Here is a 14,596-nt window from a genome sequence, read left to right as displayed (position 1 = left end):
TTCGCCAGCTGCTTCCGCCAGCGTCCAATGGGTCTATCGTCAACCGGCATTCGCATCCCCCACAGACGCTCTGTGGGTTGATGCGGTTATTGCCGTTCTGCCGGGCTTCCCGCCTAGGGTCGCGGCATCCACACACTTGTTTCAATATGTGCCGCGATGGGGAGAGTGTGAGATGGGTCTCTTAAGGCTTCAATACCCAATATGCCTCCCACCTTGACACCGTTGCGCCACCCACTGTCTTCCGGATTGATGAGCGTGTTTTCCTTGTAATTCAAGCCTCTGAGCAACTTGTGTAACAGTTCATCTGCATTTGTGGACCCTCAGAGCAACCGGAAAAACTGGGTAGTGTGATTTTGCATCAAATGTTTCAAAGTGTAATAGTGCGCGTTCATTGGAGGTCATTTGATCGATCTCGGACCACCAATGAATACCCAACTCGCGATAAAAAAACCATCCCGACAATATGGCTTTAAACCATGCGGATGGCCTGGTATATCCATGCAGGATGGCAAATACCAACAAGGCCAGAAAGGCCTATGAATAGCGTGGTTTTTTGTATTTCGATTGTTTCAGGTGGAGAACCTGAATCGAATGCAACAGAGCCCGCGCGGCCAAAAACAACGCCCGCAAAGACCCGCTCCTGGTGGGAGATGGCGAATCAGGCGACTGAACGCGTCGCCATGGGCATCAAGGGCAGCGTGAGCTCGACGCAGGTGCCCTGACCGGGTTCACTCACGATGTCCAGCCGTGCGCCCATGGCCGACGCCCGGCGCTGCATGCCCGCCAGACCGTTGCCCACGCCAGCACCCTCACCTTGTTCCAGTCCCCGTCCATCGTCCCGGATCGAGAGAAACAAGGCGTGCGAGTCGGGCAGGTAGCGACAGCTCACCCACACCGTGGTCGCTTGCGAATGCCGCATGACGTTGGCCAGGCACTCCTGCGTGATGCGCAGGACCTGCCGGCTGCGCTCGTGGCACACCTGCTCCAAAGGCCCGTCCACATCCACCGCCCACACCATGCGGATGCCCAGCTGGTCCAGCGCATGCTGCACGCGGTAGCGCAGGCGGGCCAGCGAATCAATGACACTTTCGCCCCTGTCCTCGATCGCGTCCACCAGAAGCTTGATGTCCACGAGACATTGCTCCAGGGCCGACGCCATCTCCCGCTGCTGGGGCACGCTGCGGTCCAGGGCCGAGAGCAGGCTCACGATCTGGGAGCCCACGCCATCGTGCAGTTCCCGGGCAATGCGGCTGCGCTCCTGGGCCACCACATCGGCAGGTCCCGCGTCAGATCCCGGGCCCGGAAGGGGCTCCTGGCTGCCTTCGCCGGGGTCCTGCAGGCGGTCCGTGGTCAAGGCCCCGTCCCACCGCGGAGCGCCTCCCCTGACACCCACACGCCCCGTGATCAGCATCCACATCATCAGCAGGTAGCCCGCAAAGACGTAATGCGTCCAGGTGACGGCCAGGTCCCACGCCTGGGCAGAGACCATGTCGTTCAGCCCGATGCCCAGGGCCAGCAGGCTGGCCCCGAACACCAGCCAGGCATGCAGTCCACCGCTGCGAAGCAGGTGCTGGCGCAATGCGAAAAACATGCCGGCAAAGAACACCACATTGAACACCTTCCACGCCAGGTAGCTGAGGTCGTTCCCCGCGGGGCCGCCAAAGCTCCACGCCAGCAGCGCCAGACCCGTGACGGCGTAAGCCAGCCAGAGCGCTCGCGCCCGCGCCGACGGTGCCGAGATGCTGACCAGCAGCAGATAGGCGACCGCGGCCACGGCCAGCTGGTAAGCGATGTGGATCGCCAGGCCCGAGACATCGGTATGGCTGGCCACACCCGACCAGGCCGCGATCAACGCGAGCACGAGCCAGATCAGCGCATTGACCACCATGGCCAAGTCTTGCGGTCGGCGTTCGCCAGGTTCTGCGCGGTATGGCAGTTTCACGGTGGCGACCACTGCGATCAGCCCCGCCAGCACACTCAACGCCCAGGTGGCGTGTTGCAAGAGCCGGGCCGGCGCCAGCCCTTCCTCAAGAAAGCGGGGTGCCACGATCTCCACGAGGGCCGACAGCGTCAACGCGAGCACCGAAGCCGCCCAGATGCGGGTCCCCGGGCTCGTGACGCTGCTCAGCATGGGCCATCGCAGCCGGTGTGTGCAATGCGCCTCATATCAATCCACGATCGGTGGCGTAGCTGACGGCCTGCGCGCGGTTCTTGACCTGCAGCTTGCTGTAGATGTTGCGCACATGCGCGTTCACGGTCCGCAGGCTGATGCCGAGCCGCCCCCCGATCTCGGCACTGGTGTAGCCCGAGGCCACCATCTTCAACACGTCGCGCTCGCGGCTGGACAGCTTCGTTCGGTTGACGGGGCCCGTTTGCCCGGCATCGCGCTGATCCAGCCGGTGCAACAGGCGCCGCGCCAGACTCGGTGTGATCGAAGCGCCCCCATTGACCACCTGGAGCACCGCCTGCGGGAAGTTGCCGAACCAGGCGTTCTTGAGCAGGTAGCCCGTGGCGCCCAGCTCAAAGGCATGCAGCACCTGCGGTTCGTCTTCGATGGCGGAGATCACCACCACTTCGACTCCCGGTCGGCTTCGTTTGGCAAGTTCGATCAGGTCGAACCCCGTGCCATCGCCCAGGTTGAGGTCCACCAGCAGCACATCGAACGCATGCTGGGCGATCTTGCGGCGCCCCTCGCGCACACTGCCCGCCTGGTCGACCAGGGTGATCCGGTCATCGGCCAACAACTCTTGCGCCATCACATGACGCACCAGCGGGTCGTCGTCCACCAGCAGAACCCGCGCCGGTTGTTCCGCCTGCCCCACCAGAAAGTCCGGCCAGATCGAGGGCGGGTTGTCGCGCATCGCAAAGGCGTTGCCTGAACGGTTCAACAAAGCCATCTGTTTGGCACCCCATGGCGTCGATGGCGCGTCGGTCGTGGTCGTTGCTTCCATACATCCCTCTCACGGTGATTGTTTCAAGCATGGTTTCACCGACTCAAATTAGAACGAAATTTTTCGCCTTGCAGTTGCATATGCTCAATGCGGGGCCATTGGCTTTCATCCTTTTTGAGGACCGCCCCATGCCCTTCGCTGCCTGTTCGCCGTTCCGTCGCCCGCGCTGGCACCCTCAACCGGGTTCGCTTCTGGTCCAAGGGTCCGCGGCGTATGACGCCTCAGATCAACCCACGATCGGTGGCGTAGCTGACGGCCTGCGCGCGGGTCTTGACCTGCAGCTTGCTGTAGATGCTGCGCACATGCGCGTTCACGGTCCGCACGCTGATGCCGAGCCGCCCCCCGATCTCGGCACTGGTGTAGCCCGAGGCCACCATCTTCAACACGTCGCGCTCACGGCTGGAGAGCTTCATGCGGTTGACGGGGCCCGTTTGCCCGGCATCGCGCTGATCCAGCCGGTGCAACAGGCGCCGCGCCAGACTCGGTGTGATCGAAGCGCCCCCATTGACCACCTGAAGCACCGCCTGCGGGAAATTGCCGAACCAGGAGTTCTTGATCAGGTAGCCCGTGGCGCCCAGCTCAAAGGCATGCAGCACCTGCGGTTCGTCTTCGATGGCGGAGATCACCACCACTTCGACTCCCGGCCGGCTTCGTTTGGCAAGTTCGATCAGATCGAACCCCGTGCCATCGCCCAGGTTGAGGTCCACCAGCAGCACGTCGAACTCATGCAGGGCGATCTTGCGGCGCGCCTCGCGCACACTGCCCGCCTGGGCAACCAAGGTGATCCGGTCATCGGCCAACAACTCTTGCGCCATCACATGACGCACCAGCGGGTCGTCGTCCACCAGCAGAACCCGCGCCGGTTGTTCCGTCTGCCCCACCAGAAAGTCCGGCCAGATCGAGGGCGGGTTGTCGCGCATCGCAAAGGCGCTGCCTGCGGCGCGGGATGGGGGTCGCTGACCCGCCTCCGACGTCGGATCGAATTTGCTGAAACTCTCCATGAATGCCCCCTTGGGTGCTGCTGGCCTGACCAGGTAAACAGCCGTGTTGGACGCTACAAAATCTTTTTGTTACGAAGCCAGCGAGCCAAAGGACCCCGTTTTCGTGTGCTTTTGGCCTCACTGAAACAGCGAATTTGATACAGACCGATGTATTTTTACATCTTAATTTCGCAATGTTTCTTATGTTTCATTTAGAAACTAGTTACTTCTTACCCCCTCGTGCAGCCCCTTCAGAACGTTCAGAAACCGCAGATTCCGGGCGCTGACAAGGGATCAGGGCAACCCTGGCATGTGGACACACCCCGACAAATGCAGTAGTCATTTGTGACGCTGGTTGCAATTTCGTCCCCTGCCCACACTGGAGCCAGACAACGCCAGACGGGTCATCAAAGTCCTCCAGGACCGCATGCCCAACCGGTCGCGTCGATCAGGCTGGTGGCCAGGAATTCTCCGAACCACCGGGGAAATGTGAACCAACTTTTTTGAGGAACCATCATGAAAAAGCTTGCCATCATCGCTTTCGCAGCCCTTGCCACTTCTGCCTTCGCAGGCGGCGGCGGTGGCGGCGGCGGGGACACTTGCTCGGAATGCCCGGAAATCGTCATCGACGGTACGTCGGTCCAGGTCGTTGCGGCCACCTCTTCGCTCTTCATGAACCTGGCCGAGGGCAAAGACGCCTATGCACAGCAAAACGTGTCGAGCAACTCCGGCAACGTGACGGTCGAAGACGGCGCGGAGTCGGTGCAGCTGACCGCCACGCGTGGCTCGGTCGTGGCCAACCTCGCCCTGGGTGAGGAAGCCTACGCCAGCCAGAACGTGTCGTCCAACATTGGCAACGTGAACATTGCTGGTACGTCGTGGCAAATCACCGCACTGGACCAATCGGGCGTCGTCAACGTCGCGACGGCAGGTACCAAGGCGATCCAGAACATCGCCAGCAACAACGGCTGCGTGGCTTGCAAGCCGACGGCCGCAAGCCACGGCGGCCCCGGCCACTGAACGTCCCCCTGCTCCAACGCCCCCTGCCTCTGTGCGGGGGGCGCTGTCTTCTGATTCCATGACTTCAGGAGGACAACAATGAAAAGCGTTCCGATGCGAGCGGTGAAATGGCTGCTGGCCATCACCATGACCAACCTGCTCTACGCCCAGATCGCGCACAGCGCTCCGGGTGAAGACACGATTCAACTGAACGGCCCCGTCAAGTACGTGGCCATGCCCGGCGCGCCACGGCAGCAGTCAGCCGGCATGGACGGCCCGACCGACATTCCGGCCTGGATGCGTGCACGCATCAACCGCTACGTGGCCAAGGCCTTTTCCGCGACCGCGGAAGATGGATCCATCTACACCGACAACGATGTGGTGACGACGGTCCAGACAGAAGGCTTGCGAAAAACCTGCGTTCAGGAAGTCGGATCCAACACCGTTCCCGCTGGCGACAGCCTGGGTTCGCGCTACGGACCGCAGGCACAGGATCAGGTTGTGGTTCTGCGCGGCGACCTGGTCAACGTCTGCCGATAAAACGAAAACACCCAGAGGGCGAGGACATCATGGACATCCTGCACATTGGCACCCGGGCACTGCGTCAACCAGGGCGACGCCTGATCGCATCACTGCTGGCAACCGCGCTGCTGATGAGCGGCTGCTCCACACCCATGGATGCCCGCAAGGACGCCAGCTACCAGTCCCATGCCCATGCGCTGGACCGTCCGGCCACCCGGCCAGTGCGTTCACTGTCGAGCTTCTCGGACTCGCTCATGTGCATGGACCGGCTTTTCCGTGATGCCCAGATCCCCACCACCCTGATCACCAGCAAACAGATCCCCGATTTTTCCGGGCGCGTCCCGGTCGCGACCAAGGACATGATCATCACCGCCATCTCGCAGATGTCACGCCTGAGCAATGCGTTCAGGTACGTCGACTTCGAGGTGGACATTGCCCGCCAGGACACGGTGCAGAACCTCACCACCATCCTGCTCAACAACAACCAGATCCGGCTGCAGCGCCCGGCGCTGTATGTCTCGGGGGCGGTGGCCTTCGTCGACCAGAACGTGATCAACAACCGTTTCGACGTCGGCACCTCGGCCTCGCGCCTGGAGACCGGCTACAGCCGGGACAAGAGCGCCACCATCATCGGCATGGAGCTGCACCTGGGTGACTTCCGCTCCCGCACGCTCATTCCGGGGCTCGATTCGGCCAACGAAGTGATCGTTGGTTCTGGGGGGCAGGGACTGGACCTCGCGGGTCGCATCGGCGACTACGGCTGGCAATTCAACGTCGGGCGCGACTACACCCAGGGCTCGGGTGCCGCCGTGCGTACCCTGGTCGAACTGGCCATGATCGAGCTGGCCGGCAAGTGGGCACGCGTGCCCTACTGGCAATGCCTGACACTGGAGCAGAACCACCCGGACTTCCAGCGCCAGCTGCGCGACTGGCACGACGAAGGCGCGACGGCGGTGCAGCAGGCGCTGGTGATGAAGTCGCTTCGCAGCGGCGGCTACCTGACCACGGAGACCATGAAACTGCCGGTCAACCACCCCACCGTGCGTGCCGCCATCGCCAAGTACCAGGCCGACCAGGGCATGGTGGTCACCGGCGTGGTGGATTTCATGACCTACGAACGGGCCCTCAGAAACTACGTGACCCTGGGTGACAAGGGCCAGTTGCTGCGCGTGGGCTGGAACACGGGCAACACCGAGCCCGCGATCCCCAGCGTGGCCGATGGCCAGGTCACCGCGGCCCCCACGGGCCCCGCGCTGGGCGCAGAAGCCGACCCGCTGCACCTGAACCTGCAGATCGAGAACCTGGTGGCCGACAAGACGGTGTTCGAGCAGGGCACGCAGATCTTCCTCTCGGCCACGGTGTCGCGCGCTTCTCACCTCTACTGCTACATGCAGGCTTCGAACGGCGGCATGGTCCGGCTGCTGCCCAACGCGACCAACCCCTCGTCGCTGGTGTCGGCCAACCAGACCGTGCGCATCCCCGACTGGATGGTGCCCAGCCCCGGCTTTGTGCTGGACGCCGGCCAGCCGGGCGAAGAGGCGGTGATGTGTTTCGCCACGGGCGAAGACGTGCTGCCCCGCCTGCCCGAGAACATGCAGGCGCCGGGTCTGGCGGTGATCGCCGGCATGAGCGGCATGGACAGCGTCGAAGCCGCGTTCAGCCAGGCCACCGAAGGCGGCATGCCGGTCGCGAAGCAGCGCATGCAGTGGCGCGTGACGCCCAAGCGTGTTGTGCCGGTGGCGGCCCCCGCACCAGCGCCAGCTTCAGCCGCAGCGGCAAAGCGTTGAGCCGGCAGGCCGCGCAACGGCACCCCATCGGCTTCGAACGGCATCCCATGGGACCCGCGTCCACCGCCCGCAGCGGCGCACAACCGGCACGCTGGCTTCGGTCCGCCCTTGCCTCGTTGCTGCTCTCGGCGGTGGTCCCGCTCGCCCTGGCCACCGGACCCGTCCCCGCTGCAGCGCCGATCAGAGCGGAACCCATGGAGGTCGCGCCGATCGAGGCCGCACCCATTCCATCTGAACCCATCGAGGTCACACCACTGCACCAGGCGCCGATCCGCCTGCCGGACGCGCCCGACGCGGCGGTGCTGGCCGAACTCGATGCCTTGCGCCGGATCGCCACCGGCCGCACGGGCGCGGCCGGACAGGCGGCCTGGCAACTGGGCCTCATCCACCTGCACGGTGCCGGTGTGCCGCAGGACAGTGGCGAGGCGAAGAAGTGGTTCGAACGGGCACACCAGCAGAACACCAGCATCGCCCTGGCCGGGCTCGCCTGGTGCGAGATCGACGGTTGCCAGGGTCCGGCCAACCCGGCGGCGGCCCGCCAGTGGCTGGCGCAGCTGCGCCGCACCCACCTGCCCCGCGCCCAGTACCTCGAATGGCTGGTGGCCGCCCGTCTCGCGCCCCTGCGCCTGGCCCGGCCGGGCGTGGACACCGACGCCATCGACGAACCGCTCCCGGCGAGAGCCCTGCTGCAGCGTGCGGCACGGGCCGGCGACGTGCATGCCCTGATCGAACTCGGCATGGAGAGCGTGGCGGCCGGGCGCGACACCGAAGCGCTGCAGTACTTCCGCGCCGCTGCGCCGAAATCGGCCGTGGCGGGCGTCAACGCCGCCATCGTGGCCGACCAGTTGCAGATCCCACGGAGGCCCCAGCCCGATGCATCGCGCCTGCCGCTGGAACTGCTGAACCAGGCCCGGCGCCACCACCGGGGAGAAGGCACGCCGGTCAACTACACCGAAGCCATCCGCTACTACCGCCTCGCCGAAGCACAGGGCAGCGCCGAAGCCCGGCGCATGCTGGCCCTGATCTTTTCCCGCCCGCTGGTCGACGGGGGCCTGGATGTGGCCTGGATCAAACAGCTCGGCGAACTGGACCTGTCACAGGAAACGCCCAGCCGGCGCGCGGGCGGCGGCCAGCGCCAGTTGCAGCGCGAAGCCACGCCACTGATCGACTTCCTGCCCGAAGCCTGGCGCAACCGCATGCCATGACAAGGCGCGGCGCGGCGCGAACACCGTGCACGGCCCCCCCCGCAGGGCCACCCCGATCTCGGGCTGTTCGGCCAACGAGGCTTCTTCAGGGTTGCGCTGTTCGACGACACAGCCCAAGCGCGGGCGCACCTTGCCCAGGACCGCCGCACACCCGGCTGCGCAGGACCCCGCCTGAAGATTCAGAAAAGGTCTGGCTTCAATCGCCACTCTGTTCAGGGACAGACGGCTTCGACGTTGTTGCCGTCGGGATCGATCAGGAAGGCAGCGTAATAGGTCGGGCTGTAGTCGGGGCGTGGACCGGGGCCGCCGTTGTCCTTGGCGCCTGCCTTCAGGCCCGCCTGGTAGAAGGCGTCCACCGCCTGGTGGTCGGGGGCGCGGAATGCGATGTGTGTGCCCGGGCCCTGCACGCCCTGGGCGCCCCGGGCCGCGTAGAGCCACAGCGCGGGCGCGCCTTTCGGGCCCAGGCCGGCGCAGGTGTCGTCGTGGGAACCCAGCTCGTGGCCGAGTGGGGCGAGCGCGGCTTCGTAGAAGCGGATGCTCGCGGCGAGGTCTTGGACGTTCAGTCCGATGTGGTCAATCATGGTGATGACTTCCTGTTCAATGGGTGGATCAGGCGGTCATCGTCGATCAGGGCGGCCACGCGGTCTTGGAGAATCTTGCGGTCCTTCTTCAGGCCGGTTCGGGCGGCCTGGCGAAAGCCGCGCGGCGACACGCCGGCCGCGCGGTGGAAGCTGCGCACGAAGTTGCTGAGATCGGCAAAACCCACCTCCAGGGCCACGTCGGTCACAGGGCTGTCGCCGTCGGCCAGCAGCTGCGCCGCGTGGCGCAGCCGCGAACGCACCAGGTACTGGTGCGGTGTGACGCCGAGCACGCGCGAGAACAGCCGCAGGAAATGAAACGGGCTCAAGGCCACTTCGCCGGCCGCCCGGTCCAGGTCGATGTCCTCGTGCGAATGGGCGGCGATCCACATCGCGGCTTCCACGGCGCGGCGCCGGTCGCGCCCGGTGGTTGGCTGCGGCGAGCGGGTGCGGCCCGCCACGACGTCCACGAAGCGCGACGCGAACCACAGGCCCACTTCGTCCAGACCGGCATCGCTGCGGCCGCTGGCGACCGCCTGCGCGAGCTCACCCAGCACCATGAGTTCTGGCAGCGGCGGCAGACCACCGGTGCGCCAGGTGGCCTGGTCGCCGCCGACCAGATCGACGAAGCCGGGCGAGAGGTGAAAGGCCAGGCATTCGTCGCCGCAGACGTGGTGGTCGTGTGTGCACATGAACTCGTCGCCCGGGTGGCCCACCAGCACCGAGCCGGCCACCAGCTCGTACGACGCGCCACGCACCCGGTAGCCGAAGCTCCCTTTGCGCACGTAGGAGACCGAGTGGTCGGTGTGCAGCTCGGTGAAGGGTTGCTCGGCCGGGCCAGCGCTGCAGCGGTAGTCCACCACGCGGATGGCGCCCGACAGCCGCTCGGTGGCGGTGATCACGCACCGTCTCCGTCGAACAGGCCGGGCTCGCCGCCGATCTGCGCGCCTTCGATCTGCAGCATGCGCAGCTTGGTCGCCACGCCGCCGCGGGCCGAGAAGCCGCCCGAGCGGGCGCCCGCCGCCAGCACGCGGTGGCAGGGCACGACCGGGGCAAACGGGTTGTGGCCCAGGGCCTGCCCCACGGCGCGCGCCAGGCCGGCATCGCCCAGGGCCTGGGCCATCTCGCCGTAGGTGCGGGTCTGGCCGGGGGGTATCGCGCGGGCCATCGCATAGACCTCGCGCTGGAACGGGGTGAGGCGTGTCATGTCGAGCGGAACCTCGCGCAGGTCCCTCGCCTCGCCCATCAACAACGCCTGGATGCCTTCGATGGCGGCCTGCACGGTCGCCGGCGGCGGGCTCAGTTCGGGCAGCGGCGGCAAGCCTACCAATAACCGCGCGCGGGTTCGGGCCGCGTCGGCCTCGGGCAACTGCACCGCGACCACGCCTCCCTGCCCCCAGGCGATGCCGCAGACACCGATGGCGGTGTCGAACAGGGTGTGGCCGCCGTCACCCATGGCCGTCCCGGTCTGTCTCACACGGCGCGCAGCGCGGCGCGCAAACCCACACCGATCTCGGGTCGTTCGAGGAAAGGGTCGGCCGGGTTGGTCTGGTTGACGATGCCTTCCATGCGCGCGCGCACGTTGCCCAGCGCCTTGGGGTGGCTGAAGATGTAGAACTGGTCGGCAGCGATGGCGTCGAACACCTTCTGCCCCACCTCGGCCGCCGTGACCTTGCCCGAGCTCACGGCCTTGTCGCTCATGGCCTGCCCGATCAGCTGGCTCTGCGTGGCTTTTTCATCGACCAGTCCGGCGGGTTTGTTGCGGTGGCTCTGGCTGATGCCGGTGGGCACGAAGTACGGGCACAACACGCTGGCGCTGATCTGGTCGCTCACCAGCTTGAGGTCCTGGTACAGCGTCTCGGTGAGGCTCACCACCGCGTGTTTGCTCACGTTGTAGATGCCCATGTTGGGCGGCGTGAGCAGGCCGGCCATGCTCGCGGTGTTGACGATGTGGCCCTGGAACGCTGGGTCGGCTTTCGCAGCGGCCAGCATCAGCGGGGTGAACAGGCGCACGCCATGGATCACGCCCCAGAGGTTCACGCCCAGCACCCACTCCCAGTCTTTCACCGAGTTTTCCCAGACCAGGCCGCCCGAGCCCACGCCCGCGTTGTTGAACACGAAGTGCGGCGCGCCGAAACGCTGCACCACGTCGGCGGCCAGCGCCTCCATCTGTTCGGCGCTGGACACGTCCACGCGCTTGGCGAGCACGGGCGCACCCGCCGCCGTCATTTCCGCGGCGGCCTGGTCCAGCGCATCCTGCTGCACGTCCACCAGCACGAGGTTCATGCCGAGCTGGGCGCCGATGCGCGCGCATTCGAGCCCGAAGCCCGAGCCAGCGCCCGTCAATACCGCCGTCTTGCCTTTGAAATCTGAAATCATGGTTTTGTCTCCTGGATGTTTGGGGGTTTCAGCGACGGATCATTTCCAGATGGGGAATGCCGTCTTCGATGTAGGGCTTGTCGTCGGACACAAAGCCGTGCGCGTTGTAGAAACGTTCCAGGTGCGCCTGTGCACCGATGCGGATGGGCTGCACGCCCCAGAGGCTGTGCAGCATGCGGATGGACTCGGCCATCAGCGCGTGTCCCATGCCGGTGCCGCGGGTGATGGGTGCGGTGACCACGCGGCCGATGCTCGCCTCGGCGTACTTGAGGCCGGCCGGGACGAGCCGCGTGTACGCGAGCAGTTGTGGTTGACCATCCGGGCCGCTGGTTTCGCCGCCGGGCCGCCCCAAGGCGAAATGCGCCCCTTCGGGGGGCAACGAACCGCGCGCAGCGGGGAGTGTGGGGGCAAAAGTCTCGCCCAGCAGATGCATGCAGTCGGCATCGGCGCCGTCCAGGTCCTGGAACGCGCAGGCCTGCTCGACCACGAACACCGCGCTGCGCAGCTGGAGCAGCGCGTACAGCGTGCGCGGCAGCAGTGCGTCAAACGGCAGGCAGCGCCACGTCACCGGGATCGAAGCGGACCGGCTCAAGCGCGCACCTCCCGGAGCACAAAGCCGATGCGCGGGAAATGCACATGCAGCCGGCCGGCGCGCTCGTCGCTGCGTTCCAGCGTGTAGTGCGTGCGCGAGGCCGCGCGCAGGATGCCCTCGGTGGGTTCCTGGCCAAAGCTCTCGGCCGCCACCGTGACGCGGCTGCCCAGCGGGATGCCGTGCTCGTCCTGGAACGCTTCGTCGTGCAACGGGGCCGGTTCGGCCGCCGCCGCGATGGCGATGGCTTCGGTGGACGAGAGCTTGGCCAGGTGGCCGTGACCGAAGGCGGCCATGCGGTCCATCCAGGCCAGCACGTCGGGCGTGGCGTCCAGGATGCCGGCCAGGCTCGGGTTGATCACGCGCGTGAACCACAGCGGGTGGTAGGCCGCAAAGTCGGCCACGCAAGGGGCCGCGCCCAGCAGGAAGGGCTGTTCGTGCAACATGTTGGCCAGGCGGCGCAGGTAGCTGCGGTAGGCGGCCGTGGCGTCGCCCGCGCGCAAGCTGGTCATGCCCGCACGCATGGCCGAACGGTCGGCAGCGAAGGCCTGACCCACCTCGGGCGGCTGGTTGGCAAACAGGGCCGCGGCGCCCTTGGGGCTGAGGGTGTAGGCCATGGCGGCCCAGAACAGCGTGCTGTCGGCCCACTGGGCCAGCACGCGGGCGATGCCTTTGTTGTGTTCGGGGTAAAGCGTGGGAGCGGGCTGGCGGTGTTCGAGCACGTCGCAGATCAGCGCGGTGTCGCAATAGATGTCGGCACCGATCTGCAGAAACGGCGTGCGCCGGTAACCGCCGGTCAGCGCCACCACATCGGGCTTGGGCATCACGCTGGGAATCAGCACGCTTTTCCAGGCCAGCTGCTTGTGGCCCAGGATCAGCCGCACCTTCTCCGAGAAGGGCGACATGGGGTAGTGGTGCAGGATCAGGTCGGCCATCGGTCTCTCCAGAATTCAGCGCGGTTGGGCTCTTTGAATGATGGCATCGAAGTCGACGCCCGCGCCCAATGATCCGAAGCTGTGGCCCCAGTGACCGGCCAGGCGTGAATCGCAGAAGGCACCGAACACGGCGCCCGGCGCGGTCTGTGCCAGCAGCGCCGCCTGCACGGCCAACGCCACGTCCTGCGCCAGTCGGCGCGCTTCCATCTCGGTGGCCATCTGCTCGACGCGGGTCGGCAGACTTTCGGCCAGGTGGTCCAGCGCCGCATGCATGCCTCTGGCGGGAGCCAGCTCTTGCGCCAGCGCGGCGGCGGCATCGGCCTTGCGCAGGGCGCGTAGCAAGTCCAGCGCCATGATGTTGCCCGCGCCTTCCCAGATGCTGTTGACCGGCATCTCGCGGTAGATGCGCGCCATGATGCCCTCGCCACCCTCTTCCACGTAACCGTTGCCGCCGAGGCATTCCATGGCTTCTTCAGCGAAATGGCTGCCGCGCTTGCAGATCCAGAACTTGGCCACGGGCGTGAGCAGGCGCTGCATCGCGCGCTCGTGTTCATCCTCCGGGCGGTCGAAGCTGCGCGCCAGCCGCAGCGCCAGCGCCGTGGACGCCTCGGACTCCAGCGCCAGATCGGCCAGCACGTTCTTCATCAGCGGCTGGTCGATCAGCTTCTTGCCAAAGGCGCTGCGCTGACCCGTGTGGTTCAGCGCAAGGGACAGCGCCTGGCGCATCAGGCCGCTGGTGCCCAGCGCGCAATCGAGCCGCGTCATCGTGCCCATGGCCAGGATCTGCGGCACGCCGCGGCCCTCTTCGCCCACCAGCCACGCGGTGGCGCCCGCGAACTCCACTTCCGAGCTCGCGTTGGCCTTGTTGCCCAGCTTGTCCTTCAGGCGCTGGATGAAGAGCTGATTCAGCGTTCCATCGGGCAGCACGCGCGGCAGAAACAGGCAACTCAAACCGCTGGGTGTCTGCGCGAGGATCAGGAAGGCGTCGCACATGGGGGCCGAGAAGAACCACTTGTGGCCGGTCACGCTGAAGCGCTGGCCCCAGTGATCGCTGCCGGTCGGCACCGCCTGCGTCGTGTTGGCGCGCACGTCCGAGCCGCCCTGTTTCTCGGTCATGCCCATGCCCATGGTCACGCCGGCCTTGTCTTTCCAGAGCTTGAGCGCCGGGTCGTAGCCGCGGCTGGTGAGCTGCGGTGCCCAGTCGGTGTAGATGGCGGGGTTGTCGCGCAGCGCGGGCGTGACCGCGTAGCTCATGGAGATCGGGCAGAGCATGGAAGGTTCCAGCTCGGTGAAGAGCATGAAGCCAGCGGCCCTCGATAGGTGTGGGCTGGGGTGAGGGCTGCCCCAAGGTGTGCCGTGCAACCCAGCGGCGGTGGCCGCCGTCATCAGCGCGTGGTAGCTCGGATGGAACTCCACCTGGTCGATGCGGTGACCGAAACGGTCGTGACTTTTGAGCTGCGGCGTGAACACGTTGGCCAGCCGCGCGTGGGTCTGCATCTCGGCACTGCCCAGCGCAGAGCCCAACGCATGCAGGTGGGCTGTGTCCAGCGCGGGCGCGTTGAACTTCAATGCCGCACCGAGCGCCTGATTTCCAGCAAACAGGTTGTAGTCAACCAGCGGTTCCACCTGATTGAACACTTCATGGGTAGCACTCATGAAAACTCCTCAAAA

Annotated in this window: 14 protein-coding genes; 4 read left to right on the top strand and 10 right to left on the bottom strand. The window is 65.9% G+C overall.

Annotated elements, in window-relative coordinates; all coding sequences use genetic code 11:
* Positions 1-658: 658 nt before the first annotated feature.
* The 3 genes from F3K02_RS10370 to F3K02_RS10360 all read right to left on the bottom strand — a co-directional run bounded on the left by F3K02_RS10370 (position 659) and on the right by F3K02_RS10360 (position 3,871).
* Positions 659-2,131: a sensor histidine kinase gene (locus F3K02_RS10370; RefSeq protein WP_177135537.1), complete on the bottom strand. Its 1,473-nt coding sequence runs from the start codon at positions 2,129-2,131 to the stop codon at positions 659-661.
* Positions 2,132-2,162: 31 nt separating this feature from the next.
* Positions 2,163-2,897 (bottom strand): response regulator transcription factor, encoded by a 735-nt coding sequence (locus F3K02_RS10365; RefSeq protein ID WP_177135870.1) that lies wholly within the window; start codon positions 2,895-2,897, stop codon positions 2,163-2,165.
* Between the two features lie 275 nt (positions 2,898-3,172).
* On the bottom strand, positions 3,173-3,871 hold the full coding sequence (locus tag F3K02_RS10360; protein WP_177135869.1) for a response regulator transcription factor: 699 nt from the start codon (positions 3,869-3,871) through the stop codon (positions 3,173-3,175).
* Positions 3,872-4,447: 576 nt separating this feature from the next.
* On the opposite strand from F3K02_RS10360, the gene F3K02_RS10355 reads away from it, so the two are divergent.
* The 4 genes from F3K02_RS10355 (at position 4,448) to F3K02_RS10340 (ending at position 8,444) form a co-directional block, all read left to right on the top strand.
* The gene (locus F3K02_RS10355) at positions 4,448-4,951 is read left to right on the top strand and encodes a hypothetical protein (RefSeq protein ID WP_177135536.1); all 504 of its coding nucleotides are present in this window, start codon (positions 4,448-4,450) and stop codon (positions 4,949-4,951) included.
* Positions 4,952-5,029: 78 nt separating this feature from the next.
* Positions 5,030-5,470: a hypothetical protein gene (locus tag F3K02_RS10350; RefSeq protein WP_246309361.1), complete on the top strand. Its 441-nt coding sequence runs from the start codon at positions 5,030-5,032 to the stop codon at positions 5,468-5,470.
* Between the two features lie 29 nt (positions 5,471-5,499).
* The gene (locus tag F3K02_RS10345) at positions 5,500-7,239 is read left to right on the top strand and encodes a DUF4384 domain-containing protein (protein ID WP_177135535.1); all 1,740 of its coding nucleotides are present in this window, start codon (positions 5,500-5,502) and stop codon (positions 7,237-7,239) included.
* A gap of 47 nt (positions 7,240-7,286) precedes the next feature.
* Entirely contained in the window at positions 7,287-8,444 is a 1,158-nt protein-coding gene (locus F3K02_RS10340) for a tetratricopeptide repeat protein (protein ID WP_177135534.1), read from the top strand.
* Positions 8,445-8,656: 212 nt separating this feature from the next.
* Here F3K02_RS10340 and F3K02_RS10335 read toward each other — a convergent pair whose 3' ends face one another.
* Genes F3K02_RS10335 through F3K02_RS10300 form a run of 7 tightly spaced genes read right to left on the bottom strand, consistent with a single transcriptional unit; the run spans position 8,657 to position 14,581 of the window.
* The gene (locus F3K02_RS10335; protein ID WP_177135533.1) at positions 8,657-9,025 is read right to left on the bottom strand and encodes a VOC family protein; all 369 of its coding nucleotides are present in this window, start codon (positions 9,023-9,025) and stop codon (positions 8,657-8,659) included.
* On the bottom strand, positions 9,022-9,924 hold the full coding sequence (locus F3K02_RS10330) for a helix-turn-helix domain-containing protein (RefSeq protein ID WP_343067059.1): 903 nt from the start codon (positions 9,922-9,924) through the stop codon (positions 9,022-9,024). The genes F3K02_RS10335 and F3K02_RS10330 overlap by 4 nt, the downstream gene beginning before the upstream one ends.
* Positions 9,921-10,478: a methylated-DNA--[protein]-cysteine S-methyltransferase gene (locus F3K02_RS10325; protein ID WP_177135532.1), complete on the bottom strand. Its 558-nt coding sequence runs from the start codon at positions 10,476-10,478 to the stop codon at positions 9,921-9,923. The genes F3K02_RS10330 and F3K02_RS10325 overlap by 4 nt, the downstream gene beginning before the upstream one ends.
* Before the next feature lie 17 nt (positions 10,479-10,495).
* A complete protein-coding gene (locus F3K02_RS10320) occupies positions 10,496-11,401 on the bottom strand; it encodes an SDR family oxidoreductase (protein ID WP_177135531.1) in 906 nt (301 codons plus the stop codon).
* Between the two features lie 28 nt (positions 11,402-11,429).
* Positions 11,430-11,993, bottom strand: coding sequence for a GNAT family N-acetyltransferase (locus F3K02_RS10315; protein WP_246309359.1), 564 nt, complete (start codon positions 11,991-11,993; stop codon positions 11,430-11,432).
* The gene (locus F3K02_RS10305) at positions 11,990-12,925 is read right to left on the bottom strand and encodes a glutathione S-transferase family protein (protein WP_177135530.1); all 936 of its coding nucleotides are present in this window, start codon (positions 12,923-12,925) and stop codon (positions 11,990-11,992) included. The genes F3K02_RS10315 and F3K02_RS10305 overlap by 4 nt, the downstream gene beginning before the upstream one ends.
* A gap of 15 nt (positions 12,926-12,940) precedes the next feature.
* Positions 12,941-14,581: an isovaleryl-CoA dehydrogenase gene (locus F3K02_RS10300; protein ID WP_177135529.1), complete on the bottom strand. Its 1,641-nt coding sequence runs from the start codon at positions 14,579-14,581 to the stop codon at positions 12,941-12,943.
* Positions 14,582-14,596 lie beyond the last annotated feature (15 nt).

Source organism: Hydrogenophaga aromaticivorans, assembly GCF_013387465.1.
GTDB lineage: Bacteria > Pseudomonadota > Gammaproteobacteria > Burkholderiales > Burkholderiaceae_C > Hydrogenophaga > Hydrogenophaga aromaticivorans.
This window is presented reverse-complemented; position numbering and strand designations above follow the sequence as displayed.